The organism is Arthrobacter sp. D3-16, from assembly GCF_054408515.1.
Genome location: NZ_CP096437.1, coordinates 2,986,984 through 3,012,219, shown reverse-complemented (window position 1 = coordinate 3,012,219; position 25,236 = coordinate 2,986,984). Strand labels below are relative to the sequence as shown.

Here is a 25,236-nt window from a genome sequence, read left to right as displayed (position 1 = left end):
GCCAAAAAATGCATGTCCATGCACTTTTGCTTCAAACGCTCGTGCGGTTTTTGGCGGTTGACGCGGCGTCAGAGGAGGAGCGCGGGAAAACCGTAGTGCCAGTGTCCCGGTATGGCGCGGTTATTGAAGCCATTGCATAGAATCGTGAGGGGGTATTAAGGAAAGCTTCAAGGAGGCAAGGGCTATGCTGAACGTCAGAAGGCTGGAACTGCTGTTGGACGTGGTGGAACTTGGTTCGATCACGGCCGCGGCGGACAAGCACGTCTATTCACCCTCGGGTGTTTCGCAGCAGCTTCGGCGGCTCGAGGCGGAGGTGGGGCAGCCGCTCCTGCAGCGCACGGCCCGGGGGATGGTGCCCACAGACGCCGGGCATGTCCTCACAGCCCACACGCGCAGGATCCTCCGCCAGATGGCAGCGGCCGAAGCGGACCTGGCCGAGATTGCCGGCCTCAACCGGGGAAGCCTGACCATGGGGACTTTTCCCACACTGGGCGGATCATTCCTCCCGTTGGTGATCAGCAGGTTCAAGGCCCAGTACCCGGCGATAGACCTGCACGTGCGCAGCAGCCGGTTCAACGACCTGATCGAGATGCTCGAAAACGGACAGGTGGGGATGTCCCTGCTGTGGGATTACGAGTGGAACCGGATAAGCCCCGAGAACTTCGCCCTCACCACGGTCTTTGAAGATGCCACAGCTTTGATCGTGGGCAAGGACCACAGGTTTGCCCGGCGCAAACAGGTGGACATGGCAGACCTGGCCAACGAGGAGTGGATTGTCCGGGAAGAAGAACACCCCGTGGTCGAGGTGCTGCACCGCAGCGCCAGGGCCGCAGGTTTTTCACCCCGCATCTCATTCCACGCCAACGACTACCAGGAAGCCCAGGCCATGGTCAGTGTTGGATTGGGCGTTGCACTGGCCCCGCGGACCGCTGTGGTCAACAAGCACCCGGGTGTCAGCATCGTCTCCCTGGGCTCCAGCGCCCCATCCCGCCGGGTGTTGCTGGCGCACCGGCATGACCGGGTCCGTGCCGCTGCTGAAATTGCCTTTCAAGCCACGCTTCTTGAGGTAGCGACAGACAGAAGCGTCGATTTTCGCTGACAGCCCACACAACAATGGCCCCGGCGGCAGCGGAAGCTGCGGCCGGGGCCAATGCTGTAGTTCGGCGGGCATCCGCCGGGGGAGTGCCTTAGGCGCGTGCCTTGGCGCGGCCCTTGGTGAGGATCAGGGCCAGCGCCACCATGCCTACGCCGAGCAGCAGGTGCAGGATGTTGTCAGCGCCGTTCACCGGGACGAAGTTTCCGGCGGTGTCCTGGGGGATTACCAGGCCGTAGACGAAGAGGACCAGGTAGATGATGCCGCCGTAGAGCAGGAACGAGCGGGCGCCTGCCGCAGTCTTGGCCAGGACGATGCCGGCAACGCCGAAGAGCAGGTGGACGACGTTGTGCAGGGCCGAGACCTGGAAGAGGCCCAGCAGCAGGGCCTCGGAGTGGTGGCCGGCGAAGTGCAGCTGGTCAAAGTTGGCCGTGATTCCCGGAACGAAACCCAGGATGCCGACCAGCAGGAACACTGCGCCCACAGCCATCGATGCCTTCTGCACGTTGGTGCGGGTTGCCCTGCCGGTGTTGGTGTGTGTTGCCATGATGATCTCCTGAATGCGATATGCGTCGATGGACCAGCAAACTGTCGCCTGCAGACCCAAAGGGTTACGCCAGCAATTCGGGTGCTATCGCATGCCGGATGGGTGCGTTGGGGGAAAAATTTACAATGGGCGGTTCGCCTGGAAACTACGCAGGTGCGCTTCGAACGTGCGCGGTACTGATTTCTTCCGCCCCTCCCAGTGCCGCCGGAGCAACTCAGCCAGCCGCCCAGGCTCAATCCGATGCGGCGGATCGAAATGGTGGCGCTTGGGAAACACCTCCAGATGGAAGTCCGGGAAAAAGACCCTTGCCAGGCGGCTGGCCATCTCACCGTAATCATCCGGGTTGCTCAGGCCGCCGAGGGCGAAGAACACTGGCTGGGGAAAGGCAGCTAAACGCTCCCTGTCCAGATCAAAGTTTTTGAAGGTTTGCAGGAAGGCTTTGATGCCCGCGGGCCGTTTGGCCATCCATGGCGGCGGGGGACCCGGCGGTGGCGGCGGAAGGACGACGTCGGGCTTGACTCCCAGCCTCATGAAGGCGGGTATGAACTGCTCCGGAGGGAGTGTTTCCAATTGGTCGTACTTCTTCCGGAACTCCGTGTGGGCAGGGCTCCAGTCCCAGTTCCCGGCCCAGGCCGGCTCTAGCAGCGCCAGGCTCAGCAGCCTGCCAGGGTGCTTGGCGGCGAACGCCAGCGCCGCTGCGCCGCCACCGGAGTATCCGACGAGGTGGAATGTCTCCCAACCGAGGGCATCGGCGTCGCGCAGGACGCCGGCGATCTCCGTGTCCAGGCTCCAGCGTGGGGGAGGCTCGTCGTCCGCGTAGAGCTCCAGGTCCTTGGCGATGGCCTGTACCTCCGGTCCCAGGGCTTCAATCAGATCGCCATAGGCCAGCCGGGCCGGGAGAATGGCGCCCGGAAGCAGAACGGTTCGAATCCGATCCATGGGAAAACGCTACGCCTGCGGTTGGACGGGCTCAACCAGCGGTCCCGGCGGCCGGTGGTAATTGGTGCTCCAAATCTCCTGTAGGGTTGATCCTGTTGTTGTGTTTATGCAGTTGGTAGTTCAGGCAGTACGCGGGGTCGAAAGTCCCCGTTCTTCTGAAGTAGCGGTTTTGAACACCCCACACCGGAGGACCCGAAAGTCGGGACTTTTCCTCCACCTTCACGAAGGACAAAAATAATGGCTACTGGTACCGTCAAATGGTTTAACGCTGAAAAGGGCTTCGGCTTCATTTCCCCCGATGACTCCTCACAGGACGTTTTCGCACACTACTCTGCGATCGCTTCCTCCGGCTTCCGCTCACTCGAAGAGAACCAGAAGGTCTCCTTCGAAACCGAGCAGGGCCCCAAGGGTCCCCAGGCCGTAAACATCCAGTCCCTCTAATTTCCTAGAGAAACTGGGGCCTCCGGGTTTCAAAGTTTGAAAGCAGGGCCGGTCACTGACCGGTCCTGCTTTTGCTTAACCGACTGCGCTGGCCCGGCCGGCTCAGACCTGGTGCCGCTGCGCCAGCCACACACACCAAGCAGCAAAAAGGCGGGGCCGGTCAACGACCGGCCCTGCCTTTTGTTCAGCCCACCCGTGCTTTTTTGAGCGGGCCCACTGCCCAACTGACCAGCCCGCATACCAACGCGATGACTAACACGGCTGCCAGCGTGGACAATGCAGGATTCACCCAGCCCGGAACGATGTCGTAGGTGGCGTTGCATCTGTTGTGCAACGGGAAGTACAGGCTCCCGTCGTGCTCATGCAAGAGGCGGAAGTTCCGGTCCAGCACCAGGCCGGCGCCCTCACACACCTCATCGAGGTCCCTGCTCGCGGCGATGCTGTACTGGATCAAAAACACGGAGACCAGCAGAACGGCGGACGTCAGAGCCAGCCAAAGCCAGACAAGCGAGGCCTTTGTCCGCCGCATAGTGTCACCTTCAATGGGTCATCAGCAGCACGGGTTCCTGTGAGCCCGGAGCGTCAGACCAGTTAGGCCAACTTTAGTCCTCCTCACCCCGAAATTCGCTGGGAATTGGGTCAAGATCGGCGCCTCCCCGGCCCGGTTTCACCCGGGAAACAGCAATTCGCTAGTGCAGCCCCATTGCGTTCCGCACCTCGTCGAGGATGTGGTGCATCGCGTTCTCGGCAGCAACAGCGTCCCCGCCGGCGACGGCAGCAGCAACGTCCTCGTGCGCCTGCAGTGCTTTGTTCCGCGGCTTGAAGGGCATGAGCCCCTGCTTGGTGCGGCTGGTGAGCACCTCGGCCACCATGCCCTCAAGGGCAAGGAACATCTCATTGCCGCAGCTCTCCAGCAGCAGGCAGTGGAATTCGATGTCTGCCGCCAGGAATGCCTCAAGCTCCCCGGCCTCGCCGAGCCGCCGCAGATCCGCCGCGAGCGACGTCAGCTTTGCCCGCTCGGCGGCGCTCGCCCGGCGCGCGGCGCCGGCAGCAGCAATAGGTTCGACGGCGATGCGCAGCTCCGTGAGGCTGCTGTACTGGATCTCGCGCCGGTCCGAGGCCAGCCGCCAGCGCACCAGCTTGGGGTCAAAGACATTCCAGAGCCGGCGCTCCTGCACCACGATGCCCACCCGCCTGCGCGAGTACACCAGGTTCATGGACTCAAGGACCTTCATGGTGTCGCGGGCTACGGTGCGGGAAATGCCGTATTCCTGCTGGATCCCCTCCAGGGTGAGCCGGCTTCCGGGCGGTAAGACGCCGGAAGCAATGGCAACGCCAACCGCCTCCAAAACACGTTCGTGCATGGCGGGGGAGGCCCCGCCGTCGTGCGCGTGGTCCGCGTCCTGTGGTGTCGCCGTCGACATCTTTCCTGCCTTCCTCTGCGCCTGCGCGCACTTCCAGCTTACTCAAAAAGAAGCAAAAGGTATGACTTGTGACGCGAATAGATAGTATCTGTTTGACCGAAAGGTGCTACCTTATTTCCAGCGCACCTCCTCAAAGGATGCGCGAAGAGCTTTCTTCACTAAGCCAACGGCGTCTTCTTCGGAGGTAAACATGCAGTATCCCGCCACGCACCTGGTGGTGATGGGTGTTGCCGGTTCCGGCAAGTCCACCATTGCGGCAGCTCTCTCCCAGCAGCTGGGCTGGGCCTGCGCCGAAGCGGACGAGTTCCATCCGCAGTCCAACATCCAGAAAATGAGCCAGGGCATTCCCCTGCAGGACGAGGACCGCTGGCCCTGGCTGCAGGAGATCCAGAACTGGATGACCACCCAGTCCAGGGCCGGCAAAAGCACGGTGCTCACCTGCTCCGCCCTCAAGCAGAGCTACCGGCAGCTGCTCGCCCAGGCGGAGGGCCGCGTCCTGTTCCTGCACCTTCACGGTGAAGCGGACCTGATTGGCCAGCGCATGCAGGGCCGGGAAGGGCACTTTATGCCGCCCACGCTCCTGCCCAGCCAGCTGGCAACCCTGGAACCGCTGAGCGACGACGAACTCGCTGCCGGAAGCCTCCGCCTGGACATCTCCAAATCCCCGGAAGAGCTGGTGCGAACCATCATCACTTCACTGAAGCTTTCCGCAAACCGGCCCTAAACACTTTCGTTTCCCCGAAACCCCAACAAAACCCTGTTTCAAAGGAGAACCATGACCATCGAAGGATGGACTCAAACGATGGGTGCGGGCCCCCTGCTGCTCATCGCCGCAGCCGCGATCGGCGCGCTGCTGTTCCTGATCATCAAGCTGCGCATGCACGCGCTGCTCGCCCTGATCGTGATCAGCCTCGCCACCGCCTTCGCCACCGGTATCCCCGCCAACCAGGTGGTGCCCGTACTGATCAACGGCTTCGGCACAACCCTGGGCACCGTGGCACTCCTCGTGGGCCTGGGCGCAATGCTCGGCCGCATCGTCGAAACCAGCGGCGGCGCCAAAGTCCTGGCCGACTACCTCATCGGCATCTTCGGTGAGAAGCGCGCCCCCTTCGCCCTGGGCCTGGCCTCCCTGATCTTCGGCTTCCCCATCTTCTTCGACGCCGGCCTGGTGGTTATGCTGCCCGTCGTCTTCGCCGTCGCCCACCGTCTGGGCGGGGGAGTGCTCCGCTACGGCCTGCCCGCCGCCGGCGCGTTCTCCGTGATGCACATCTTCCTGCCCCCGCACCCGGGCCCGGTGTCCGCGTCCGCCTTTTTTGAGGCCAACGTTGGCCTGGTAACGATCGCCGGCCTCATCGTCGCCATCCCCACCTGGTACGTCACCGCCTACCTTTTCGGCCTCTACACCGGCAGGAAGCTTGTCCTTCCGGTTCCGGAAATCCTGGGCCACGCCAGCGCCGAAGCCGAGAGCCACCCGCCGCGCTTCCGCACCATTGTGGGGCTGTTGCTCCTGCCGCTGGTCCTGATCTTCATGAATACCGGACTGAACACGCTGGCCTCCTCCGGTGTGTTGAGCGAAGGCGTCAGGGACGAGCAGTGGTTCCAGGTCCTGCGCACCATCGGTGAAACACCTGTTGCGCTGCTGATCGCCGTGATTGTGGCCATGTTCGTTTTGGGCGCCAAGCGCGGCAAGGATGCAGGCGCCCTGGAGAAGCTGCTCGAATCCTCGCTGGGCCCGGTCTGCTCCGTCATCCTGATCACCGGCGCCGGCGGCATGTTCGGCGGGGTCCTGCGCACCTCCGGCATCGGCAGTGCACTGGCGGACGTCCTGGGTGACCTGGGCATCCCGCTCATCCTCGCCGGCTTCCTGATTTCGGCCATCCTGCGCATCGCCCAGGGTTCCGCCACCGTGGCCCTCACCACCACCGCGGGCCTGATCGCCCCGGCCGTGGCGCTGGCGGGACTGAACGGCATGCAGGTCGCCTCCCTGGTCATCGCCGTCGCCGCGGGCTCCGTGGTGGTTTCCCACGTCAACGACTCCGGCTTCTGGCTGGTGGGCCGCTTCTTCGGCATGGACGTCAAGACCACCCTGAAGACCTGGACCGTGATGGAAACCCTCATCGGTGTGATGGGCTTCGCCATTGCCGCCGTGATCTTCCTGCTCGCCGGACTGGCGGGTTAGCTCTCCGCAAAGCACGTAGCGCCAGGTGTGGTTGTGAACCGACACCTGGCGCTACGTGCTTTAAAAGGCAGGCCGGTTACGCCTGGAGGCCGGGCACACCGTCCTGGATCTCGAAGGAGGCGAGGGTCCTGACCGGGGAGCCCGGCGTCGTGACATAGTCCAGCACCCGGAAGTCTGCCGTCATCGCATCCCTGGTGATCCTGGTGTTCACGTACCCGCGCGAATCATTGTAGAACTTCAGGTGCGGGTTCCACGCCATCACCGGGTCGGTGGTGGCGCCGGAGCCGTTGCCGGTGGACGTGATGGAAGTGCACACCAGCTCCGAACCGACCACCGGGGAGGCGGGATCCTTGTAGTCCACCTTGAGGTCGTTCGCCCAGTTGCGGTGCACGTCGCCGGTCAGTACGACGGCGTTGCGCACCTTGGCGTCCAGCCAGCCCTGGGTGATCCGGCGGCGGGAGGCGGCGTACCCGTCCCAGCCGTCCATCGAGACGTCGTCCACCTCGAGGGCCTGGGCGCGGTCCCGCTCAGCGAAGAACACCTGCTGGCCCAGGATGTCCCAGCGCTGCGCGGAGTTCTTGAACCCGTCCAGCAGCCACTTCTCCTGCTCGGCGCCGGTGATGGTGCGGTTTTCGGCGAGGCGCTCGGCCACGTTCTTCTTCCAGCCGTCGCCCGCGAGCTGGTCGTCGCGGTACTGCCGGGTGTCCATCATGTGGAAGTTGGCCAGCTGGCCCCACTGGATGGTGCGGTAGATCTTCATGTCGAAACCGGCCGGGACAGAAGAGGCACGCAGCGGCATGTTCTCGTAGTACGCCTGGAACGCGGCCGCCCGGCGCTGGCGGAAGCGTTCCGTGGTGTCATTGAGCTGGTTGGCGTCCCGGTTCTCCGGGATTTCGTCCGCCCAGTTGTTGTCCACCTCGTGGTCATCCCACACCACCAGCCAGGGTGCGATTGCGTGTGCGGCCTGCAGGTCGGCGTCGGACTTGTACTGGGCGTGCCGCTGCCGGTAGCCGTGGAGCGTGGTGGTCTCCGGGCCCTGGTGGTCCCGCGGGTTGCCGCCGCCGATCGCGTAGCTGTCCCTCTTGTATTCGTAGAGGTAGTCGCCCAGATGCAGGACCAGGTCCGGGTGGTCCTCGGCCAGGCGGGTGTAGGCGGTGAAGTAGCCGTGCTCGTACTGCGAGCAGCTGGCGAACGCCATGGCCAGCGCGGCCGGCATCTCGTGCGGCGCCGGCGCAGTGAGTGTGCGGCCCACCGGGCTGATGTGGCGGCCGCTGCGGAACCGGTAGAAGTATTCACGGCCCGGCTTCAGGCCCTTCAGTTCCACGTGCACGGAGTGGGCGGTTTCGATTCGGGCGTGTTCGACGCCGCGGGCTACTACGGTGCGCATGCCGGGGTCCTCCGCGACTTCCCAGGCGACGGGGACCTGCCGTGACGGCATGCCGCCCAGGCCATCCTCGGCCAGGGGATCCAGCGCGAGGCGGGTCCAGATCACGAAGCCGTCCGGCCACGGCTCACCGGAAGCGATGCCCAGCAGGAAAGGATCGGTGCGGAGCCCGGCGTCGTCTGCTGTCGAAACCGCGACGGCGGCACCCGGGAGGGCAGCGACAAGGCCGGCCCCGAGGCCGGCGGAAATCAGGGATCTGCGTGAGATGTTGTCCATGACCTCGACCGTAGGGAGGCCGGTTGGACAGGTTCTGACGAGCATATGAATGAGTGGTTAACTGCGTGACAGGAGTTGTTTGTCTTGGGCTACTTCTTAACGGTGCGGGGTTTCGGAGCCTTGGGTTCCTTGGGCGGTAGTCCTGCCACGTAATCAAAAGCCTTGCGGATCCAGGCTTTCGCGCGGGCGTCGTCGCCGTCGCCCTCCTCGTTCCACATGTCCGGCAGCCCCGTGTAGTCGCCCATGGGGCGTTCGGAAGGACCGAAGGGGACCGTCCGTTCAGCGCTTTCGAGTTCCTGCCGGTCCTCGGGCGAGAGTTTGACGCCGATGGTCGGCCCGAAAAGCCCGGCGAACATGTTGCCGTTCACGAATGCGCCCAGGTTCCCGAACATCGGCTTGACCACGACGTCCGGATGGTCCGGGACCAGGGACCGAAACCGTTCCTTGTCCCCGTCCGTCGCTTTTGGCATCTCCATGGTGGTTCCTCCCTGGGCACGTGCTGAGCTGGTGTGTGCAGGATATGCGGTGCTGGGCTAGTGCAGGTAGGGCCGCTCCGGCTGGCTGGTGGGAGTGATCGTGTCCGGGACGAAAATGGTGGGGGTTTTTGCGGCCGCATCGGCGTCCGGGTTTCGGCGGAAGGTCCCGGCGACGGTGACCCACATGTCCGTCTTATAGTCCTTCTGCCAGCCCGGGTGGTGCACCGGAACTCCCACCGGCTGGGCGTCGACCGTGCAGCAGGTGGTAACGAACCGCGTCACGAAAAAGACGGCTGCCGGGTTGGCCTTGTCCATCGTGACGAAGCCGGTGATGGTGGCCGTCCTGCCGTTGAGGTATTGAAGTTCGGCGTCGTGGCGGAGCAGGGACGCCCAGTCCCGGACGTCGAAGTCCTTCCCGTCGCCGTTGATGAGTTGGCTGGTCTGGTGGCGGCTGAGGGTGCCCGAACTGTTGAGGTCGCGCTGGTCGGCCGTTGCTGACGTCAAAGCCGACGGCGGCAGGACCAGCAGTCCGACGACGGCGCCGGTGACGGTGAGGAGGCTCCCGGCAACCCGAAGCCGGCTGTGCCCTCCGCCGTCGTGGTGATCGTCGCCGTCGTCCTCGTGGGCATGGCCGCCCCGGAGGACCAAAGCCGCCACGGCCAAGGCGGCGGCAATGAGGGACATGGCCAGGGTGAACACGATATAGCGGGGATGGATGTAAAGCTCCAACTTTCCGGTGGCCCCCAGCCCCAGCGTGGAGATGATCCCGATAAGGCCCAGTAAAAGGCCCGACCCGCCGGCGAATCGCTTAAACAGCAAGGTTGACCACCCACCCGAGTATGGCCGAGCACACCGCAATCAGCAGGGTCAGCTGAATCAAGGTCCTGGCCTTGTACGTTGTGCGCAGCAAGGCCAGCATCCTGACGTCGATCATCGGGCCGAAGACCAGGAACGCGACGATGGCGCCCGGCATGAACGTGGAGCCGAACGAGAGGACCAAGAAGGCGTCAACGGTGGAACATACCGCCACCACGAAGCCCAGCAGCATCAGCGCCAGCACGGACCATACGGGATCGTTGCCCACTGCCACGAGCAGGTTGCGGGGCACGCCCACCTGGATGAGGCCCGCCAGTGCGGCGCCGATGAAGAGCGCAGGCATCATCGCGTTGGTCTCCCGCGCGAACAGTGCCACGCTGCGGCCAACCTTTCCGCCCTGTTCATGATGATCAGCTGTGGCACACATTGCCTCAAAGCGGGGTGTGAGCAGCTCCTGGGGCCGGCGGTGCCGGCTGTAGATCCAGCCGATGAGGTTGGCAATGAGGAAACCGCCTGCTATCCGGGCCACAAGGATGTTGTTGTCCCAGCCGAAGGCCTGGTGCGTGGTGATGATCGTGACCGGGTTGATGATGGGGGCGGCGAAAAGGAAGGTCATGGATTCGCCGACTGACAGCCCTCTTGTCATCAGGGCGCGGGCCATGGGGATGTTGCCGCACTCGCAGACCGGCATAAGCATGCCGAGGACCGAGAGGCACACGCGGCGAGAACCGGGTTCTTCGGGAGGCGGCGCAGCAGGAAGTTTTCCGGCAGCCAGACCTGCACGAGGATCGATACCAGGATCCCGAGGAAGAGGAACGGCATCGATTCGATGACCACACTGATCGAAAGTGTGAAAAAGTCCCGGGCCGCGCCTTCGATCCCGGTGGTGGACGAGGGCATCAGGGTACGGAAGAAAAAAGCGATGGCCACCAGGATGATGGCCATCAACACCAGATTCAGGCGGCGCGTTCTTGTTTGCGCCTGGCGCAGCGCGTCTCCCGGGGGCTGGATTTTCCCCCGGTCCGCCAGCTGTTCAGGCACGTTCTCCGGCCCACGATGCGGTTGGCCCATGCAGCGAGGCTAATGTTCCCGCTGACCGGTTTCAAGATATTGGTCCAGATGTCCGGGACGTGACCGGGCACCCGTTAGGCAGGGCGGGGAACACTTGGCCTGCCGGCGTCGTTGTGTCAAGGGCAGCACGCTCCACCGTCGCGCCTGACGTTCCACCGACCAAAGGACACTCCTTGACTCCTCGCACCATCGTGATCACCGGCGCCAGCGACGGCATCGGCGCAGCAGCCGCGCGGACGCTGGTGAAGGCAGGGGAGCAGGTGGTCGTCGTCGGCCGTTCCGAAGAGAAGACCCGCGCCATTGCCAAGGAGCTGAATGCCGACTACTTCGTGAGCGACTTCTCCGAGCTCGCGCAGGTCCGTACCCTCGCCGCGCAGCTGAAGTCTGACTATCCGCGCATCGACGTCCTGGCGAACAACGCCGGCGGCATCATGGGCAAACGCACTCTCACCGTTGACGGCAACGAATCCACCTTCCAGATCAACCATTTGGCACCGTTCCTGCTCACGACGCTGCTGATGGATGTCCTGGTTGCCAGCAATGCCAAGGTAATCAACACGTCCAGCGCCGCCAACGGCTTCGGCAGGCTGGACCTCTCCGACCTCACCGCCGAGCGCAGCTACTCCACCAACCGTGCCTACGGCACCGGCAAGCTCGCCAACATCCTGTTCACGTCCGAACTCGACCGCCGTTACGGAAACCAGGGCATCACGACGGCGGCGTTCCACCCGGGCGTGGTCCGCACCAACTTCGCGGCCGAGTCCACCAGCCCCTTCCGGCATGCCTACACCACGCTGCTCAACCGGTTCATGCTTACTCCGGACCAGGGCGCCGACACCCTGCTCTGGCTCATCAACGGCACCCCGGGCAAGGACTGGTTCTCCGGCGCCTTCTACGCCAAGCGCGCCATATCCAGGGCAAACCCTCAGGCCTATGACGCCGAACTGGCGCGCGGGCTGTGGGAAAAAAGCGAAGAGCTGGTCCGGGCTTTCTCCTAAGACGGAGGCTGTCACTCGCAGCCGAGGCCGTCGTTGTCCTTGCCGTCCAGCTCGTAGATATCGACGCCAATAACGCGAACGGGTCCCTGCACGTAGGCGGGTCCGTTGCCGCTTCCCCCGGCACAGTCGACGTCTGAAGCGATGGGAACACAGCCTGAGTAGTTCGGGTCGCATCCTGAAGGAGCGGGTGGAGCCCCGGGGGCAACGAATCGTGGTGCGGGTGCTGCCTTCGCGGCGGCTTCCTGTGCAGCTTTGGCCTCCGCTGCCTTGGCCGCTTCAGCGGCTGCGGCATCTGTGGCTGCTTTATCAGCCGCCGCTTGTTCTGCTGCCGCCTGATCTGCTGCAGCCCTCTCCTCAGCTGCCCTGGCCGCTTCAGCCGCGGCGGCATCTGCTGCTGCTTTCTCAGTAGCAGCTTTCTCCTCGGCGGCTTTGTCGGCTGCTGCCTTTTCGGCGACCGCCGTTTCCGCTGCTGCCTTTGCTGCAGCGACCTCCGCAAGCTTTGCGGTAAGCCGCTTTGACTCAGAGGCTTCAAGCCAGACCAACTTGCCTGCCTCATCGGCTGTGCAGACAAATGTAAGCCCGGCAACCTCTTCTTGACTCTGAGGCGAAGCGCAAGCGGTTCCGGCGATAGGTGTGGGAGTGGACGTAGCAGTTGCCGTGTTGGTAATGGTTTCTTCCCGGAGCGCCCCGCTCGTGTTGTGAGGGTTACTGCAAGACGCCAGCAAGACGGCCGCAGCGGTCACGGCCGCAAACTCAGCGGTTCTTGGCCATCTCCGTTGGGCGATTGGTTTAGGTGATGATTCTGAGTCGCTCGAATGGAGCTGCCGGTACTTATTGTGACTCGTACTCATTGGTACCCCACATATTGCGCAGCGCTGCGACTTGCAAGACGAGCGTAGCACCGGTCTTTCTGTGGAGGAAGAGTCGAACCAAAGCCCACGACTACCCCTCGTTGCAAACTTCCTAATGAGGCTAGCGGCCGCCGTTCTTGGCCAGCGCCTCGCCGATAATCCGGGCGCCCTCCGGATACGCTCCAGGGTTTGGCCCGGAGTAGTTGAGCCGCACGAACGGGCCCGCGGGCTCGGCCGGGAACCACTCGGTGCCGGCAGCAATCATCACGCCTGCGTCTTCACAGTCCCGCATCAGCCGCGGCAGGTCCGTCCCATCCGGCATCCGCAGCCACAGGTTCAGCCCGCCCTTGGGCAGCAACTCGATGTGGGCCTGCGGAACGTGTTCCCGGACGCTGGTGACCAGCAGGTCCCGCCGAGACTGCAGCTGCTGCCGCAGGCTCCGCAGGTGCGACTGCCAGCCCGGCTGGGTCACCACATCCAGCGCTGCCGCCTGCAGCAGCCCGCTCACATACATCGACTCCGCCGCCCGCTGGCCGAGGATCCGTTCCCGCGCCGGACCGCGCGCAATGACCGCGGCGATCCGGATGGCGGTGGAAACGCTCTTGGTCAGGGACCGGACGTAGATGACATGTCCCGAGTCGTCCCGCGTGGCCACCGGGACAGGATCTGATGTGATCCCGAAATCATGCGCCCAGTCGTCCTCCACCAGGAACGCCCCGTGCCGGCGCACCACCTCCAGGACCTCCTCGCCACGCCCCGGCGCCCACTGCGCACCCGTGGGATTTGCATAGTTGGGCTGAGCGTAAAAAGCCCGGGCACCGGTCTCCTCAAAGGCGCGCGCCAGAGCCGCGGAATCAGGACCATCGGGGCCGCTGGGCACCGGAACAACCCGGACACCCGTCTGCGCCGCCGCCAAAATGGCTCCCCAGTACGTGGGGGACTCCATCAGCAGCGGCTGGCCCGCACCTACCAGTGCCCGGAAAATCGAGCTCAGCCCGCTCTGGCTTCCCGGCAGCACAATCACATCACTCGGCGTCGGGGGAGAGACCCCGGCCGGCGTGGCCGACCCCAGCTCCTGGGCGAACCACTGCTGCAGCTCGGGCATGCCCGCCGCCGGCGGCCGCGACAGGGCAGCATCACCGCGGGCGGCGCGCGCCAGGGCCGCACGGACAAGGCGCTCGGGCAGCAGCTCCCGGTCCGGGTATCCCGAGTGGAACGGGATGACGCTGTTGGGAACATCCCGCATGGTGCCGGAAGCGGAGGGAAGGGCCGACGGCGGTGCCCCCAGCGCCGCCGTCTGCCAGCCGTAGTCGGCCGGCCGGGCAGTCCGGACCGCCCGCACGAATGTCCCCACGCCGGGCCGGCTCTCAATCAGCCCCTGCGCCGTCAGCGCCTGCAGCGCCTTCTGCACCGTTACGGGGCTCACCTGGTAATCCGCCACCAGTGACCTGGTGGACGGCAGCCGGGCACCCGGGGCAGCTGCGGAGATCCACTGCCGCAGTGCCAGAACGATCCGGGAACTGCTATCGTTGTTCATGAAAGAAGATAGTAGCGCTACTGTCGCAGAACGGCCAGTGATACTGCCCCGGACCCCGACCGGGCTCTGGTGGGGACTCCTGGGCGTGGCGGCCTTCTCCTTCACAGTACCCTTCACCCGGGTGGCGGTAGCAGGCCTGTCCCCGCTGTTCATCGGCTCGGGCCGGGCCGTCATCGCAGCAACCCTCGCCGCCGCAGCCCTCCTGCTGACCCGGCAGGGACTCCCGTCCGCACGCACTTGGGCGAGGCTGGCACTGGTGGCCGCGGGCGTCGTCGTCGGCTTCCCGCTACTCACCTCCTACGCCCTCACCGCCGTTCCCGCCGGGCACGGCGCCGTGGTCATCGCGCTCCTGCCCGCCGCGACGGCCACGGCGGCCGTGCTCCGCACCCGTGAGCGTCCGCCCGCAGCCTTCTGGGCAGTTATGGTGCTCGGCTCACTGGCCGCCATCAGCTTCGCGTTCCTGCAGTCCGGTGGGTTCGGGCACCTGCATTGGGCCGACCTTCTGTTGCTGGGCGCGGTCATCTGCGCCGCCGTCGGGTACGCCGAGGGCGGCCTGCTGGCGAGGGAGCTCGGCTCGTGGCAGACCATCGGCTGGGCGCTCGTCCTCGCTTCGCCGCTTATGCTCGCCCTGACGATGCTCTCGATCGCCAACCAGCCGCCGTCGGCCACTCCCGCCCAGTGGGCCGCGTTCGCCTACCTCGCCGCGGTCAGCATGTTCCTCGGCTTCTTCGCCTGGTACCGCGGCCTCGCCATCGGACCCATCGCACAGGTCAGCCAGATCCAGCTCCTCCAGCCGGTCCTCAGCATGTGCTGGGCCGCGCTCCTGCTGGGCGAGGCGCTGACCTGGACCACCGTCATCGGCGGCCTGGCCGTGATCGCGTGCGCCGGCGCCGCGGTCCGTGTCCGGTTCCGCCGGCCCGCCCCTATCTCCTGACCCGAAAGGACCACATCATGTACATCCCCGCCCACTTCACAGCCGACGCCGACGCCGTCCAGCACCTCCTCACCCGGCCCGCCGCGGCCAACCTGGTCACCATGACGGAACAGGGTCTACTGGCCACCCTGCTGCCCTTCGTCTACGAGCCGTCCGTGGGGGAGCACGGCGCCCTGCACGCACATGCGGCCCGGAACAACCCGCAGTTTTCCGCCCTGCCCACCGGCGAAGCCCTCGCCATCATCGAGGGGCCGGACGCCTACATCTCGCCGTCCTGGTACCCCTCCAAAGCCGAGCACGGACGCGTGGTGCCCACCTGGAACTACTCCACAGCCCACGTCTACGGCGAACTGATCATCCATGATGACGTCGACTGGCTGGGCCGCCATGTCCGCCGCCTGACAGGGCTGCATGAGGACGGCCGGGAACACCCCTGGTCCGTCGACGACGCCCCGGAGCGGTTCATCGCCGGGCAGCTGCGCGCCATCGTGGGCGTCGAGCTGGTGATCACGCGCATCGAGGCCAAGGAAAAGCTCAGCCAGAACCGCTCCGCAGCGGACGCTGCAGGGGTGGCCGAAGGACTTCGGGCGGGCGGGCAGGAAGCCAGCGCCGCCGCCGTCGAGCGCGTGCGCCGCTGACCTTCCGGAGGGAAGTGCGGCGGCGCCCGCGCGCCCCCCGTGGCGGGCCGGCAGCGCCGTCCTGCATTCCCCAAGCTGGTCACTGGAAGTAACAGCGTGCAATATAAGCATGAGTTCATGTCTTTGATGACTAAAATTCGGGACCCGTGCTACTTTCAGCACTGTCAACGTGCACTTCTTCGTTCCCCGGGACCGGGACCAGGATGAGTGTGCGGCCCTCAACGCACCGCTCGATCCCACCTTGGAGACGCCCGTGGAACCCTCAGCACCGCTCACGCTGGATGAGCAGCCAGCCGGTACGGCACTGCAACAAACAGAGTCCGGACTCCGTCGCTCGATGGGCCCGCGCCACCTGGTGATGATCGCCATGGGCGGCGTCATCGGTTCCGGCCTGTTCCTCAGCTCCGGCTACACCATTTCGCAGGCCGGCCCGCTGGGCGCCGTGATCGCCTACCTGGTGGGCGCGTTCGTGGTGTACCTGGTGATGGCCTGCCTGGGTGAACTTGCCATCGCCTATCCGGTGTCCGGCGCGTTCCACATCTACGCTGCCCGCTCCATTGGCCCCGCCACCGGCTTTGCCACCGCGTGGCTGTACTGGCTGTGCTGGGCGGTGGCCATTGGCTCCGAATTCACCGCTTCCGGCCTGCTGATGCGGCGCTGGTTCCCGGACGTTGAGGTCTGGGTCTGGTGCCTGGTATTCGCCGCTATCCTCTTCGACTTCAACGCCGTCTCCTCCAAGTTCTTCGGGGAGTCCGAGTTCTGGTTCGCCATTGTGAAGGTGGCCGCGATCATCGGCCTCATCGTCCTGGGCGGCGCTGCCCTGTTCGGCTTCCGCCCGCTCAGCAGCGGGGGAGAGCACCCGTTCCTGTTCGAGAATTTCGCCACTGAGGCCGGCCTGTTCCCCAATGGCTTCACCGGCGTCCTGGTCACCGTCCTCGCCGTCTTCTACGCCTTCTCCGGCTCGGAACTCATCGGCGTGGCGGCAGGCGAAACCAAGGACCCCGCTACCAGCATCCCCAAGGCCATGCGCACCACAGTGATCCGCCTGCTCATCTTCTTCGTCGGCGCTATTGCCGTCATCGCCGCCACCATCCCGTACACCGAGGTGGGCCTGGACGAGAGCCCGTTCGTGACGGTCTTTTCAGCCATTGGCCTCCCGTTCGCCGCCGACATCATGAACTTCGTCATCATCACCGCCCTCCTGTCCGCCGGCAACAGCGGCCTCTTCTCCTGCGCCCGGATGCTCTATTCACTCGCCGATGAAGGCCACGCACCCCGCGCCTTCAAGAAACTGACCCGCCGCGGCATTCCCCTGATCGCGCTCTCGGTGAGCATGGTGGGCGGCGTCGCGTCGCTGATCAGCAGCGTGGTTGCCCCGGAAACGGTCTACCTGGTGCTGGTCTCGGTGGCGGGCTTCGCCGTGGTAGGCGTCTGGATGTCCATCACGGCCTCGCACTTCTTCCACCGCCGGGCCTTCGTCCGCAGCGGCGGCGACGTGTCCACCCTCGCCTACAAAGCCCCGCTGTTCCCGCTGGTGCCCATCCTGGCGTTCACCCTCTGCGTGGTCTCCCTGATCGGCATCGCCCTCGATCCCACACAGGCCGCCGCGCTCTACTTCGGGATCCCCTTTGTGGCCGCCTGCTACACCTGGTTCCACTTCCGGCACGGGCGCAAGGCGCTGCCTGCCAAGTAGCTGCCCACCAAGTAGCGCGGACGACGGCGGCTGCGGGTCAGGTGCGTCCGGCACCTTCCCGTACGGTCGCCGTCGTTCATTCCAGAAACTCTTGCTGCCATTCCGAAGGGAACGTGCCGTGGAAGAATAGGGCGAGGTTTCCGGTGGGGAGGGGCAATGAGCGTGGATTCGTCCGCTGAGGCGTCGTCAATGGCGCAGGGCCTCCGGATTGTGCGGCTGGTGGCCGACCTGGAGAAACGGGGCCGTCAGCTGCTGGGTGTTTCGCAACTGGCCGCCGAGCTGGACATGGACCAGAGCCGCGTCTCCCGGCTGACCCAGGAACTGTGCGACCTCGGGCTGCTGGAGCGCGTGGACCGCGGCCCGTTCCGGACCGGCCGGCGCTTCTTCAGCCTCGCCGCCTCTTTGAACACCGGCTGGGTCCGGAAAGCGAAAACCGAACTTGAGGCGCTGGTAGCTTCACTGGGGCTGCGCGCACGGCTCTCGGTCAGGGACGGTTATCGCGTGATCCTGGTCAGGAGCTCGAGCAACGACGCCGTTCCCGGAAGCTTCGTGAAGCCGGGCATGGTGACGCCGGCCTGGTGCACCGGCGCCGGCCGGGCCCTGCTGTGGGACCACGACCGTCCCGCCGTCGAATCCCTGCTGTCCGATGTGAACTACATCGGCATCGGCGGCCCGGGTGCTGCCCACTCCACCAGCGAAGTCTGGGACCTGTTGGTCCGTGACCGTGCCGCCGGCTACATCGCCGCTGCGGAGGAATTTGAGCACAACGTGGTGGAACTCGCGGTGCCCGTGCGGGATGCCGGCGGTGCCATCCTTGCCTCGCTGAGCGTGCTCGGAAGCCGGGCCGAGCTCGGGTCCAAGGCCGAAGCTGCCTCCGCTGCGCTCACCGGCGCGGCGGAACGGCTTGGATCCTTCCAGGCGCGCAGCTAGTCCTGCGGCTGGTGGCCGAGCCTGCTTTCGAGCCACTTACCTTGGGCTACCAGCGCGGCCGCGCATTCTTCCCGGCGCGGTTCCAGCCGGTCCTTGATGCCAACGATCTGCAGCGCTGCCACCACGTCGCCCTTGAAGTCCCTTATGGGGACGGCCAGCGAGTAGAGGCCCGGTTCGGCCTCCTCGTCCACGATCGTGTAACCCCGTGCGCGGGCGGCTTCGCGCCGTGCCAGGAAGTCTTCGACGCCCGTGGGCGTCTTTGGTCCGTGACGGACGAAGTCCACCTCCGCGAAGACGGTACGCACCTCTGCCTCCGATGCCTCCCACAGCACTGCCTGCCCGGCGTCGCTGCAGTATGCGGGGTAGGGCCGGCCCAGCCAGGAACCCACCAGGTTGCTGCTGGGGGGAACGCTTTCGCCGATGGTTACGGTGCTGTCGCCGTGCAGGACCCCGAGGAAGCAGGCCTCGTCGGTTTCGTGGGCCAGTGTCTCCAAGGCGGTGCCGCCGTCGGACTGTAAGCGGCGTTCCATCAGCAGTTGCGCGTCGGTGAGCACGGACCAGTCCAGGGTGTAGGTGCGCTGGCTGGTCCGGCTCAGGAAGCCCTCCTGCTCGCCGCTGCGCAGGTTGCGCGACACCTGGCTGCGGTCCTTGCCGAGGTCCACGGCGACGTCGGCCACTGTTCCGCCCGGGTGTCCCGCTGCGTGGCGTGCGCCAACAGCAAGGACGGCCATGATTCCGCGGCCCATGCTGGAGGTTTTAGGCATGGAGTTGAGTCTAGTGGAGGGCTTTCCTGCCACTGCGACGGCACACCCGCGGTGCCGGTTCAGCAGATGGCAAACACCCGCGCCGGGAAACCACTGCCGCCCAGCGGCTTGGCCCAGGTTGCGACGACGGCGGCGCCGGATTCCGGAAGCCCGTCAAGGTTGGCCAGCAGTTCAATCTGCCAGCGGTCCTGCTCCAGGACGTAGGTTTCCAGGCTGAAGTCCTGGCGGGAGGTGGCGAGGCCGGGGTCCGTGTCTGTCTGCTCGTGGCCCACGGCTGCAACCGACCGCTCGGTGATCAGGAAGGACAGCACCTCGAAGGACCAGCCCGGCGTGTGGCTCAGCCCGTCCCTGTCCCGATTGGCCATGGCGTCCGGGTCCGGCCAGCGGCTGCTCCAGCCGGTGCGCAGGGCCACGAAAGCGCCCGACGGGATGGTACCGTTCCGGCTTTCCCAGTCCTGTAGGTCCTGCAGGGTGGGGGTGGCATCCGGGTTGGCGGCCACCCGCGCGGTGATATCCAGGACCACCAGCGGAAGGATCATCTCCTCCACCGGAATGTGGTCCAGGGTCCTGCCGCCCCGGATGAAGTGGGAGGGCGGGTCCACGTGGGTTCCCCACTGGCCAACGATCGTGTACCGGTGGGCGGTGAATCCGTCGCCCTTCTCGAGGTCGAAGAGCGCTTCCCGTTCCTCATCCGGGAAGGCGGCGAAGTGCGGCTGGCCGGGGTGGAAGGCGTGCGTCAGGTCGACGAACTGCCTGCCCGCGAGCAGCGGCTGCAGGCTCTCCCAGAGGGAAACGGTGGCGGTGTCTGTCATGATGCAGCAGCTCCTTGCGCCGCCAGCGCGCTGCTGGAGACGCTGATGGGTCCGGTGAGTTCGATGACAGGCACTTCCCACGGGTGGATCTCCACGATCTGGCGCATAAAGCGTTCGACGGCGGCGTCCTCCAGCGACGCATCAAAGTAGGTGGTGAAGACGAAGGTTGGCGACAGGGTCTGCTCGCCTACGCGTCCCAGGGTGGGGTTGGCGCCCTCGGCCGTGGTGAACCCTTCGAAACCCAGGCCGGATTCGAACACGTGCTTGTAGTTGCCAAAGTCGCCCAGCTCCCGGAACTGCGCCAGGGCCTGGAGCAGGTGGGCGATGCCCGGGTCATCCCGGAAGGCACTGGCCTTGCCTTTGGCGAGCTGCGCGAAGGTGGTGCCGCTGATGGGCCAGTGCACGCGCAGCTTGCGTACCGGGTGCAGTTGAACGTCCAAGGCTGTCCTCTTTCCTCCCGCCGGGCTGACGGTTGCCTGCCATCGTGACAGAAAGAAATAATCATTACAAGCATAAAGAAATGCGTATTATGACTGGCATGCCTTCGAATGCTCTGCTGACGTCCCTGCTGGAAACCAGCGGGTACCTGCCCGCCGACGGCGCCCTGGCCACCGAGCTGGAGGCCCGCGGCTGCGACCTCGACGATCCCTTGTGGTCCGCCAAGGTCCTGCTCGAACAGCCCCACCTGATCAAGGACGTGCACCGCGACTATTTTGCAGCGGGTGCCAGGATAGCGACGACTGCCAGCTACCAGGCGACGCCACAGGGTTTTGCCGCGCGGGGGATGGGCGAGCAGGAGGCGCTGGAGCTGGTGGCATTGTCGGTCCGGCTGGCGGACGAAGCCCGCCGGGAGCACCTTGCCGCTACCCCCGACGCCGGCTCCTTGCTGATTGCCGGCTCCGTCGGCCCGTATGGGGCATACCTCGCGGACGGCTCCGAGTACCGCGGGGACTATGTCCTGACGCCGGCTGAATTCCGGGACTTCCACCGTCCCCGCATTGCAGCGCTGGTGGAATCCGGCGCCGACTTCCTCGCGTGCGAAACGCTGCCGTCCTTTGCCGAAGCCGAGGCGCTGCTGGCACTCACCCGTGAGTACGACGTCGAATCCTGGTTCTCCTTCTCGCTGCGGGACGGCACCCACATCAGTGACGGCACGCCGCTGACAGCCCTGGCCGAACTCCTGGACGCGCAGCCCTTAATTGCTGCACTCGGCGTGAACTGCGTGCCGCTGGAGTTGGTGGCCCCCGCACTCACGGCCCTGCGCCGGGCAACTGACAAACCGTTGCTGGCCTATCCCAACTCTGGTGAGACCTACGATCCCGTAACGAAAACCTGGGCACCTGCCGTGCTGACGGGAAGCACCGGACCGGCTTCCGCCGGCGGCAATAGTGCCCAGCCCGGCAGCCTCGCGGAGGGGACTGCAGCGTGGCGGGAGGCCGGTGCCCGCATTATTGGTGGTTGCTGCCGGACGACGCCCGGCGACATCGCCGCCGTCGCCGCTGCCATCCAGGGCGCTTAACCCTCAAGCCGCCCGTAGGTACTGATCACATTGCCCTTGCTGGTGCGCGACTGGTCCTGCAGGACAAGACGCGTGGCTGGATCGCCGTCCTCAAAGAGACGGCGGCCGCTCCCGGCGATCACGGGGTGGGTCATCAGCGTGAGGGAATCCAGCAGGCCGGCGAACAGCAGCTGCCGGGTCACCGAGATGCTGCCGCACACCGCAATCTCGCCTCCGTCGCGCGTCTTCAACTTACCCACAAACTCTTCCAGCGGGGCGTCCATCAGCTGCGAATTCTGCCACTCCAGCGGTTCTTTCAGCGTCCGGGAAGCCACGAACTTTTCCACGGGATTGATGAACCCGGCGAAGTCCTCGTCCACGGAGGCGTTGGGCCAGTAGCCCGCCCATTCCTGGTAGCTCACCCGGCCCAGCACCACGGTGTCCACGGTTTCCATCATCCGGGTCAGCCCCACGCCGAGTTCATCATCGAAGCTGTCGAACTGGAACTTGTACGGATCGGACACCACGCCGTCCACGGAATGGAACAGGCCGGCTGTGACTTTACGCATGGGGAACCTCCAGTTGGCACCATCTGTACGGGCAAGCCGGCTCCACATGGCCGGACAGATCCACCGTATTAGCTGCATCCGTGGCAGGGAAGAGGGCTGCCGGCAGAACGGCAGGCCGGGCTCGCAGGCTGTTCAGCGTTAGGTTCATCACCACCACCTGCGTGTTGCCGGAATTCACGGCCCGGCAGCCCCATACTTGTCTTGAGCGGCTGTTGCCGTGCCCCGGCCAGGCAGGAGGAAGTGCATGGAAACCCTGAAAAAAATCGTGTCCAACCAGTATTTCCCGGCCGCCGCGGTACTCACCGCAGTGGTCCTTTTCTGGGCCGTTGGCCTCCTGGGCGGATTGTCGCTCCTGCACAACAACCAGCCCCCGCTGACCACCCTGACGTGGATCCTGTTCGTCTACGGGGCAGCAGTGCTCACCCCGTTGGCCGGAGCCCTGGCGGCCGTAGACCTGGTGCGGCGCTGGAAGCGCAACCGTGCGGCGGAAGCAGCTTACGCGGCTCAAGAAGCGTACGCCGGTGAAGAATCGTACGCAGTTGACGAAGCGTACGCAGTTGAAGAAGCCCAGCCTGCGGAAGCAGCGCGCGCTGAGCCGATAACGGGCCAGCAGGCGGCACCCGCCGCGCCGCGCCCCGCCCAGCCGGCGGCACCCGCCGCGCCGAAGAAGGACGCCAAGCAGGCCGGGCGCAAGCAGGCCGCGTAGCGGACCTTACGGTTCCGGGTTCGGGACCCTACCGGGCTTTAAGCGCATTGAGGGCTTCTTCCGCGTGGTGCAGGGCGTGCTCCAGGCGCGCGCCTGGCTCCGGCAGCGAGAACAGGTACCCCTGCAGCGAATCGCACTCCAGTGCCGTCAGGTAGTCAGCCTGCGCGGCTGTCTCCACGCCTTCGGCCGTCACTGTCAGCCCCAGGCTGTGCGCCATATTGATCATCGAGCTGAGGATGGGCAGCCGCTCCGTGCCGGTGCGGATCATCGAGACAAACGTCTTGTCGATCTTTACCGTGTCCACCGGCAGGTCCTGCAGCCGGCCCAAGGAAGAATAGCCGGTCCCGAAGTCGTCCAAAGCAACCCGGGCTCCGGCATCCCGCAGCGTGCTGAGCTGCTTGATCAGGCTGCAGTCGGCGTCGAAGAATACGCTCTCGGTCACCTCCAGCACCAGCTGGTACGCGGGCACTCCGCTGGCCTCGGCGAGGCGGAGGACCTGTTCGGCGAAATCCGGTTCCTGCAGCTGGACCCCTGAAACATTCACTGACAGGGACCGGGACGGGTCCTCGCTGAGCCAGGACGCCAGCTTCACCATGCCCAGTGCCATCACCTCAGCCCCGATCTCGCTGATCAGCCCGGTGCGTTCCGCCAACGGGATGAATACCGACGGCGGGACGCGCTCGCCGCCCCTGTCCCACCGCGCCAGCGCCTCGAACTTCGTCACCTGGCCCATGCGGTGCGAAACGATTGGCTGGAAGTCCACAGAGATTTCCCCCCGCGCCACGGCCAGCTGCAACCCGCTTTCCATGTCCGTCCTTTGCACCAGGGCCGCCATCATGTCCGGGTGGAACCGCAGGAAGCGGTTTTTGCCCGCAGCTTTGGCAGCGTACATGGCGATGTCCGCGTGCCGCAGCAGCTCGGAGGCCCCTACACTTTCCTGGCCCAAGGACGCAAGCCCCAGGCTTAGGCTAGGCCGAAGCACAGAGCCGTTGATGGTCACGGGCACGTGCAGGCAGCGGACAATACAGGCAGCAATCGCATCCGGGTTGGGGCAGGCGGTCAGCAGCACTACAAACTCATCGCCCCCGAGCCTGGCCACCACATCAGCGGTGGGTACGCAGCCGCGCAGCCGGCGGGCCACCTCGATCAGCATCTCGTCGCCGGCCTGATGCCCAAGGATGTCGTTCACTTCCTTGAAATCGTCCAAGTCCAGGAGGAGCACGTCCACTGCCTTCAACCGTGGCTCTGTCAGTGCGTCCACCAGTCCGTCATTAAAGACTGCCCTGTTGGCAAGCCCGGTCAGGGGATCCTGGAAGGCCATGGTGCGCAGTTTTTCGGCCTGCGCGGCGAGGTCGAGCATCGCCTGGTGGGCCTGCTCCTGGGCCTTGCGCCGCGGAGTAACGTCCCGGAAACTCCACACCCGGCCAACGATGTTCTGCCCCACCCGTTGCGGGCGGGAATACCGTTCAAAGGTGCGGCCGTCCTTGAAGTCCACCACGTCGTGGCTTTCCGCCGGCGGATTGTCCTTCAACTCGCTGATCCGGCCCAAAAAGTCTTCGGGATCTTCCACCTGGTCAATGACCAGCCGCATGATCGGTTCCTCGCTGTCACCCTCGAGCAGTTCGGGCGGGATTCCCCACATGCGAAGGAACTGATCGTTGAAACCGGCAACATGGCCCTCGGTACTCATGACCAGAATGCCATCCGCGGTGGACTCCAGGGTTGCGGTCAGCAGGGACATCGCCTCCCGCAGGTCCTCGTCAGCCGCCTTCCGGTGCGCAGTGCTGCGGACGGACAACAGCAGCAGGGGTGCCGTTTGGCTGCCGGCGCTGCTGTCAGCGGCAAAGTCCGGGAGCAGCGATGCTGCCACCTCCGCCGAGAACTCCGTCCCGCTGCTGTGCACCCCGTAAACCTCCCGTGGCTGCGGGTGTTCCCCGGGCTGGGCGAGGAGTTGCCGGAAGAGCTGGTCCACCTCGTCGCGGAAACCCTCGGCAAGCAGTGTGCGATGGTTCCGGCTTGTCAGTTCTTCCCGACTGGCCCCGAAAAGTCTCTCGGCAGCGGCGTTGGCCATGGTGATGGTGCCATCGGCCGCCAGTGCGAGGAGTGCGTCCGGGCTGGCGTCCAGCACTGCGCCAAATGCCTGCGCCGCAAAACTGCTGCTGTGGCCCTGAGAATCAGCCATGTCACACCCCCCTCGCACATCATAAAGTGCCGACGCGGAAAATTGCTGGCTCTTGCGGAAGCAGTTTCCTGAAACAAAAAGTTTTGCCGGTGACCGCCGGGCCAGGCGGGCAAGCAAAAGCGCCGTCCTCCGCATGTGGAGAACGGCGCCTGCCCTTACGGATATGTCTTGGGTGGCTACGCCCGGCGATGGCTGCGGTTGGTGACTGCCCCGTAAATAAGCAGCACGATAATCGCGCCAAGAATGGCCAGGAGCCACGTGCGGATATCGAAGAATTCCGCCAGTCCGCCACCGAAGATCAGGGAGCCGATCCAGCCGCCGAGAATAGCGCCGACAACCCCGAGGACCATGGTCATCAGCCACCCTCCGCCCTGACGGCCCGGCAGGATGGCCTTTGCTATAGCTCCGGCCATCAAGCCCAAAATGAGAAATCCGAGAATGCCCATGTTGTCACTCCTTAATTAGTTAAGTTGTGCCG

General features: G+C 65.2%; 28 protein-coding genes. 11 read left to right on the top strand and 17 right to left on the bottom strand.

The window, feature by feature from the left end; all coding sequences use genetic code 11:
• The first annotated feature begins 184 nt into the window (after nucleotides 1-184).
• Nucleotides 185-1,099: a LysR substrate-binding domain-containing protein gene (locus tag M1D32_RS14225; protein WP_458779288.1), complete on the top strand. Its 915-nt coding sequence runs from the start codon at nucleotides 185-187 to the stop codon at nucleotides 1,097-1,099.
• A gap of 88 nt (nucleotides 1,100-1,187) precedes the next feature.
• Here the strand turns inward: M1D32_RS14225 and M1D32_RS14220 are convergent, their stop codons facing one another.
• Together M1D32_RS14220 and M1D32_RS14215 are read right to left on the bottom strand one after the other, a co-directional pair.
• Nucleotides 1,188-1,640, bottom strand: a complete 453-nt coding sequence (locus M1D32_RS14220) for a DUF4383 domain-containing protein (protein ID WP_458779287.1) — start codon at nucleotides 1,638-1,640, stop codon at nucleotides 1,188-1,190.
• A gap of 120 nt (nucleotides 1,641-1,760) precedes the next feature.
• Nucleotides 1,761-2,579, bottom strand: a complete 819-nt coding sequence (locus M1D32_RS14215) for an alpha/beta fold hydrolase (protein ID WP_458779286.1) — start codon at nucleotides 2,577-2,579, stop codon at nucleotides 1,761-1,763.
• 237 nt (nucleotides 2,580-2,816) lie between these two features.
• On the opposite strand from M1D32_RS14215, the gene M1D32_RS14210 reads away from it, so the two are divergent.
• On the top strand, nucleotides 2,817-3,020 hold the full coding sequence (locus M1D32_RS14210; RefSeq protein ID WP_066274236.1) for a cold-shock protein: 204 nt from the start codon (nucleotides 2,817-2,819) through the stop codon (nucleotides 3,018-3,020).
• Between the two features lie 184 nt (nucleotides 3,021-3,204).
• Here M1D32_RS14210 and M1D32_RS14205 read toward each other — a convergent pair whose 3' ends face one another.
• Together M1D32_RS14205 and M1D32_RS14200 are read right to left on the bottom strand one after the other, a co-directional pair.
• Nucleotides 3,205-3,549: a hypothetical protein gene (locus tag M1D32_RS14205; protein WP_458779285.1), complete on the bottom strand. Its 345-nt coding sequence runs from the start codon at nucleotides 3,547-3,549 to the stop codon at nucleotides 3,205-3,207.
• A 160-nt stretch (nucleotides 3,550-3,709) separates the two neighbouring features.
• Nucleotides 3,710-4,444, bottom strand: coding sequence for a FadR/GntR family transcriptional regulator (locus M1D32_RS14200; protein WP_458779284.1), 735 nt, complete (start codon nucleotides 4,442-4,444; stop codon nucleotides 3,710-3,712).
• Between the two features lie 190 nt (nucleotides 4,445-4,634).
• On the opposite strand from M1D32_RS14200, the gene M1D32_RS14195 reads away from it, so the two are divergent.
• Together M1D32_RS14195 and M1D32_RS14190 are read left to right on the top strand one after the other, a co-directional pair.
• Nucleotides 4,635-5,168 (top strand): gluconokinase, encoded by a 534-nt coding sequence (locus M1D32_RS14195; RefSeq protein WP_458779283.1) that lies wholly within the window; start codon nucleotides 4,635-4,637, stop codon nucleotides 5,166-5,168.
• 51 nt (nucleotides 5,169-5,219) lie between these two features.
• Nucleotides 5,220-6,623: a GntP family permease gene (locus M1D32_RS14190; RefSeq protein WP_458779282.1), complete on the top strand. Its 1,404-nt coding sequence runs from the start codon at nucleotides 5,220-5,222 to the stop codon at nucleotides 6,621-6,623.
• 76 nt (nucleotides 6,624-6,699) lie between these two features.
• Here the strand turns inward: M1D32_RS14190 and M1D32_RS14185 are convergent, their stop codons facing one another.
• From M1D32_RS14185 to M1D32_RS14165, 5 genes are all read right to left on the bottom strand, one after another.
• The gene (locus tag M1D32_RS14185; protein WP_458779281.1) at nucleotides 6,700-8,283 is read right to left on the bottom strand and encodes an alkaline phosphatase D family protein; all 1,584 of its coding nucleotides are present in this window, start codon (nucleotides 8,281-8,283) and stop codon (nucleotides 6,700-6,702) included.
• Between the two features lie 89 nt (nucleotides 8,284-8,372).
• Nucleotides 8,373-8,759 (bottom strand): TfoX/Sxy family protein, encoded by a 387-nt coding sequence (locus tag M1D32_RS14180; protein ID WP_458779280.1) that lies wholly within the window; start codon nucleotides 8,757-8,759, stop codon nucleotides 8,373-8,375.
• 57 nt (nucleotides 8,760-8,816) lie between these two features.
• Entirely contained in the window at nucleotides 8,817-9,578 is a 762-nt protein-coding gene (locus M1D32_RS14175; RefSeq protein ID WP_458779279.1) for a TIGR03943 family putative permease subunit, read from the bottom strand.
• Nucleotides 9,568-10,236 carry a permease gene (locus M1D32_RS14170; RefSeq protein WP_458779278.1) on the bottom strand — a complete coding sequence of 223 codons (669 nt, stop codon included), beginning with the start codon at nucleotides 10,234-10,236 and terminating at the stop codon, nucleotides 9,568-9,570. The genes M1D32_RS14175 and M1D32_RS14170 overlap by 11 nt, the downstream gene beginning before the upstream one ends.
• Nucleotides 10,221-10,646: a hypothetical protein gene (locus tag M1D32_RS14165; protein ID WP_458779277.1), complete on the bottom strand. Its 426-nt coding sequence runs from the start codon at nucleotides 10,644-10,646 to the stop codon at nucleotides 10,221-10,223. Before M1D32_RS14165 ends, M1D32_RS14170 begins: the two co-directional genes overlap by 16 nt.
• Before the next feature lie 173 nt (nucleotides 10,647-10,819).
• Between M1D32_RS14165 and M1D32_RS14160 the strand changes: the two genes are divergently transcribed.
• The gene (locus tag M1D32_RS14160) at nucleotides 10,820-11,644 is read left to right on the top strand and encodes an SDR family NAD(P)-dependent oxidoreductase (protein WP_458779276.1); all 825 of its coding nucleotides are present in this window, start codon (nucleotides 10,820-10,822) and stop codon (nucleotides 11,642-11,644) included.
• Between the two features lie 11 nt (nucleotides 11,645-11,655).
• Here the strand turns inward: M1D32_RS14160 and M1D32_RS14155 are convergent, their stop codons facing one another.
• A complete protein-coding gene (locus M1D32_RS14155; protein ID WP_458779275.1) occupies nucleotides 11,656-12,186 on the bottom strand; it encodes a hypothetical protein in 531 nt (176 codons plus the stop codon).
• A 430-nt stretch (nucleotides 12,187-12,616) separates the two neighbouring features.
• Entirely contained in the window at nucleotides 12,617-14,032 is a 1,416-nt protein-coding gene (locus M1D32_RS14150; protein WP_458779274.1) for an aminotransferase-like domain-containing protein, read from the bottom strand.
• On the opposite strand from M1D32_RS14150, the gene M1D32_RS14145 reads away from it, so the two are divergent.
• The 4 genes from M1D32_RS14145 (at nucleotide 14,031) to M1D32_RS14130 (ending at nucleotide 18,227) form a co-directional block, all read left to right on the top strand.
• On the top strand, nucleotides 14,031-14,966 hold the full coding sequence (locus M1D32_RS14145) for a DMT family transporter (RefSeq protein ID WP_458779273.1): 936 nt from the start codon (nucleotides 14,031-14,033) through the stop codon (nucleotides 14,964-14,966). The genes M1D32_RS14150 and M1D32_RS14145 overlap by 2 nt on opposite strands.
• A 17-nt stretch (nucleotides 14,967-14,983) precedes the next feature.
• Nucleotides 14,984-15,604, top strand: coding sequence for an FMN-binding negative transcriptional regulator (locus tag M1D32_RS14140; RefSeq protein ID WP_458779272.1), 621 nt, complete (start codon nucleotides 14,984-14,986; stop codon nucleotides 15,602-15,604).
• Between the two features lie 253 nt (nucleotides 15,605-15,857).
• Nucleotides 15,858-17,297 carry an amino acid permease gene (locus M1D32_RS14135; RefSeq protein ID WP_458782198.1) on the top strand — a complete coding sequence of 480 codons (1,440 nt, stop codon included), beginning with the start codon at nucleotides 15,858-15,860 and terminating at the stop codon, nucleotides 17,295-17,297.
• Between the two features lie 162 nt (nucleotides 17,298-17,459).
• Nucleotides 17,460-18,227, top strand: a complete 768-nt coding sequence (locus M1D32_RS14130) for an IclR family transcriptional regulator (RefSeq protein ID WP_458782197.1) — start codon at nucleotides 17,460-17,462, stop codon at nucleotides 18,225-18,227.
• Here M1D32_RS14130 and M1D32_RS14125 read toward each other — a convergent pair.
• Genes M1D32_RS14125 through M1D32_RS14115 form a run of 3 tightly spaced genes read right to left on the bottom strand, consistent with a single transcriptional unit; the run spans nucleotide 18,224 to nucleotide 20,243 of the window.
• A complete protein-coding gene (locus tag M1D32_RS14125) occupies nucleotides 18,224-18,991 on the bottom strand; it encodes an IclR family transcriptional regulator (RefSeq protein ID WP_458779271.1) in 768 nt (255 codons plus the stop codon). The genes M1D32_RS14130 and M1D32_RS14125 overlap by 4 nt on opposite strands.
• Nucleotides 18,992-19,050: 59 nt before the next feature.
• On the bottom strand, nucleotides 19,051-19,803 hold the full coding sequence (locus M1D32_RS14120) for a cyclase family protein (RefSeq protein ID WP_458779270.1): 753 nt from the start codon (nucleotides 19,801-19,803) through the stop codon (nucleotides 19,051-19,053).
• Nucleotides 19,800-20,243 (bottom strand): hypothetical protein, encoded by a 444-nt coding sequence (locus M1D32_RS14115; protein ID WP_458779269.1) that lies wholly within the window; start codon nucleotides 20,241-20,243, stop codon nucleotides 19,800-19,802. The genes M1D32_RS14120 and M1D32_RS14115 overlap by 4 nt, the downstream gene beginning before the upstream one ends.
• Before the next feature lie 98 nt (nucleotides 20,244-20,341).
• Here M1D32_RS14115 and mmuM point away from each other — a divergent pair, with 98 nt between their 5' ends.
• The gene (gene mmuM, locus M1D32_RS14110; protein ID WP_458779268.1) at nucleotides 20,342-21,322 is read left to right on the top strand and encodes a homocysteine S-methyltransferase; all 981 of its coding nucleotides are present in this window, start codon (nucleotides 20,342-20,344) and stop codon (nucleotides 21,320-21,322) included.
• Here the strand turns inward: mmuM and M1D32_RS14105 are convergent.
• Nucleotides 21,319-21,870 (bottom strand): dihydrofolate reductase family protein, encoded by a 552-nt coding sequence (locus M1D32_RS14105; RefSeq protein WP_458779267.1) that lies wholly within the window; start codon nucleotides 21,868-21,870, stop codon nucleotides 21,319-21,321. The two genes, mmuM and M1D32_RS14105, sit on opposite strands and share 4 nt — an antisense overlap.
• Before the next feature lie 244 nt (nucleotides 21,871-22,114).
• Here M1D32_RS14105 and M1D32_RS14100 point away from each other — a divergent pair, with 244 nt between their 5' ends.
• Nucleotides 22,115-22,576: a hypothetical protein gene (locus tag M1D32_RS14100; RefSeq protein WP_458779266.1), complete on the top strand. Its 462-nt coding sequence runs from the start codon at nucleotides 22,115-22,117 to the stop codon at nucleotides 22,574-22,576.
• 28 nt (nucleotides 22,577-22,604) lie between these two features.
• On the opposite strand, the gene M1D32_RS14095 is transcribed toward M1D32_RS14100, so the two are convergent.
• Both M1D32_RS14095 and M1D32_RS14090 read right to left on the bottom strand, forming a co-directional pair.
• Complete coding sequence (locus M1D32_RS14095; protein ID WP_458779265.1) at nucleotides 22,605-24,758, bottom strand: putative bifunctional diguanylate cyclase/phosphodiesterase; 2,154 nt, start codon at nucleotides 24,756-24,758, stop codon at nucleotides 22,605-22,607.
• Nucleotides 24,759-24,934: 176 nt separating this feature from the next.
• Nucleotides 24,935-25,204: a GlsB/YeaQ/YmgE family stress response membrane protein gene (locus tag M1D32_RS14090; RefSeq protein WP_458779264.1), complete on the bottom strand. Its 270-nt coding sequence runs from the start codon at nucleotides 25,202-25,204 to the stop codon at nucleotides 24,935-24,937.
• Nucleotides 25,205-25,236: the final 32 nt, after the last annotated feature.

Excerpts from the sequence above, each read along its gene's own strand:
- M1D32_RS14165 (WP_458779277.1), bottom strand. The coding sequence starts at position 10,646 with ATGGGCCAACCGCATCGTGGGCCGGAGAACGTGCCTGAACAGCTGGCG.
- M1D32_RS14205 (WP_458779285.1), bottom strand. The coding sequence starts at position 3,549 with ATGCGGCGGACAAAGGCCTCGCTTGTCTGGCTTTGGCTGGCTCTGACG.
- M1D32_RS14185 (WP_458779281.1), bottom strand. The coding sequence starts at position 8,283 with ATGGACAACATCTCACGCAGATCCCTGATTTCCGCCGGCCTCGGGGCC.
- M1D32_RS14215 (WP_458779286.1), bottom strand. The coding sequence starts at position 2,579 with ATGGATCGGATTCGAACCGTTCTGCTTCCGGGCGCCATTCTCCCGGCC.
- M1D32_RS14150 (WP_458779274.1), bottom strand. The coding sequence starts at position 14,032 with ATGAACAACGATAGCAGTTCCCGGATCGTTCTGGCACTGCGGCAGTGG.
- M1D32_RS14180 (WP_458779280.1), bottom strand. The coding sequence starts at position 8,759 with ATGGAGATGCCAAAAGCGACGGACGGGGACAAGGAACGGTTTCGGTCC.
- M1D32_RS14225 (WP_458779288.1), top strand. The coding sequence starts at position 185 with ATGCTGAACGTCAGAAGGCTGGAACTGCTGTTGGACGTGGTGGAACTT.
- M1D32_RS14190 (WP_458779282.1), top strand. The coding sequence starts at position 5,220 with ATGACCATCGAAGGATGGACTCAAACGATGGGTGCGGGCCCCCTGCTG.
- M1D32_RS14095 (WP_458779265.1), bottom strand. The coding sequence starts at position 24,758 with ATGGCTGATTCTCAGGGCCACAGCAGCAGTTTTGCGGCGCAGGCATTT.
- M1D32_RS14100 (WP_458779266.1), top strand. The coding sequence starts at position 22,115 with ATGGAAACCCTGAAAAAAATCGTGTCCAACCAGTATTTCCCGGCCGCC.
- M1D32_RS14105 (WP_458779267.1), bottom strand. The coding sequence starts at position 21,870 with ATGCGTAAAGTCACAGCCGGCCTGTTCCATTCCGTGGACGGCGTGGTG.
- M1D32_RS14195 (WP_458779283.1), top strand. The coding sequence starts at position 4,635 with ATGCAGTATCCCGCCACGCACCTGGTGGTGATGGGTGTTGCCGGTTCC.
- M1D32_RS14210 (WP_066274236.1), top strand. The coding sequence starts at position 2,817 with ATGGCTACTGGTACCGTCAAATGGTTTAACGCTGAAAAGGGCTTCGGC.
- mmuM (WP_458779268.1), top strand. The coding sequence starts at position 20,342 with ATGCCTTCGAATGCTCTGCTGACGTCCCTGCTGGAAACCAGCGGGTAC.
- M1D32_RS14120 (WP_458779270.1), bottom strand. The coding sequence starts at position 19,803 with ATGACAGACACCGCCACCGTTTCCCTCTGGGAGAGCCTGCAGCCGCTG.
- M1D32_RS14140 (WP_458779272.1), top strand. The coding sequence starts at position 14,984 with ATGTACATCCCCGCCCACTTCACAGCCGACGCCGACGCCGTCCAGCAC.
- M1D32_RS14145 (WP_458779273.1), top strand. The coding sequence starts at position 14,031 with ATGAAAGAAGATAGTAGCGCTACTGTCGCAGAACGGCCAGTGATACTG.
- M1D32_RS14090 (WP_458779264.1), bottom strand. The coding sequence starts at position 25,204 with ATGGGCATTCTCGGATTTCTCATTTTGGGCTTGATGGCCGGAGCTATA.
- M1D32_RS14170 (WP_458779278.1), bottom strand. The coding sequence starts at position 10,236 with ATGGCCCGCGCCCTGATGACAAGAGGGCTGTCAGTCGGCGAATCCATG.
- M1D32_RS14125 (WP_458779271.1), bottom strand. The coding sequence starts at position 18,991 with ATGCCTAAAACCTCCAGCATGGGCCGCGGAATCATGGCCGTCCTTGCT.
- M1D32_RS14220 (WP_458779287.1), bottom strand. The coding sequence starts at position 1,640 with ATGGCAACACACACCAACACCGGCAGGGCAACCCGCACCAACGTGCAG.
- M1D32_RS14200 (WP_458779284.1), bottom strand. The coding sequence starts at position 4,444 with ATGTCGACGGCGACACCACAGGACGCGGACCACGCGCACGACGGCGGG.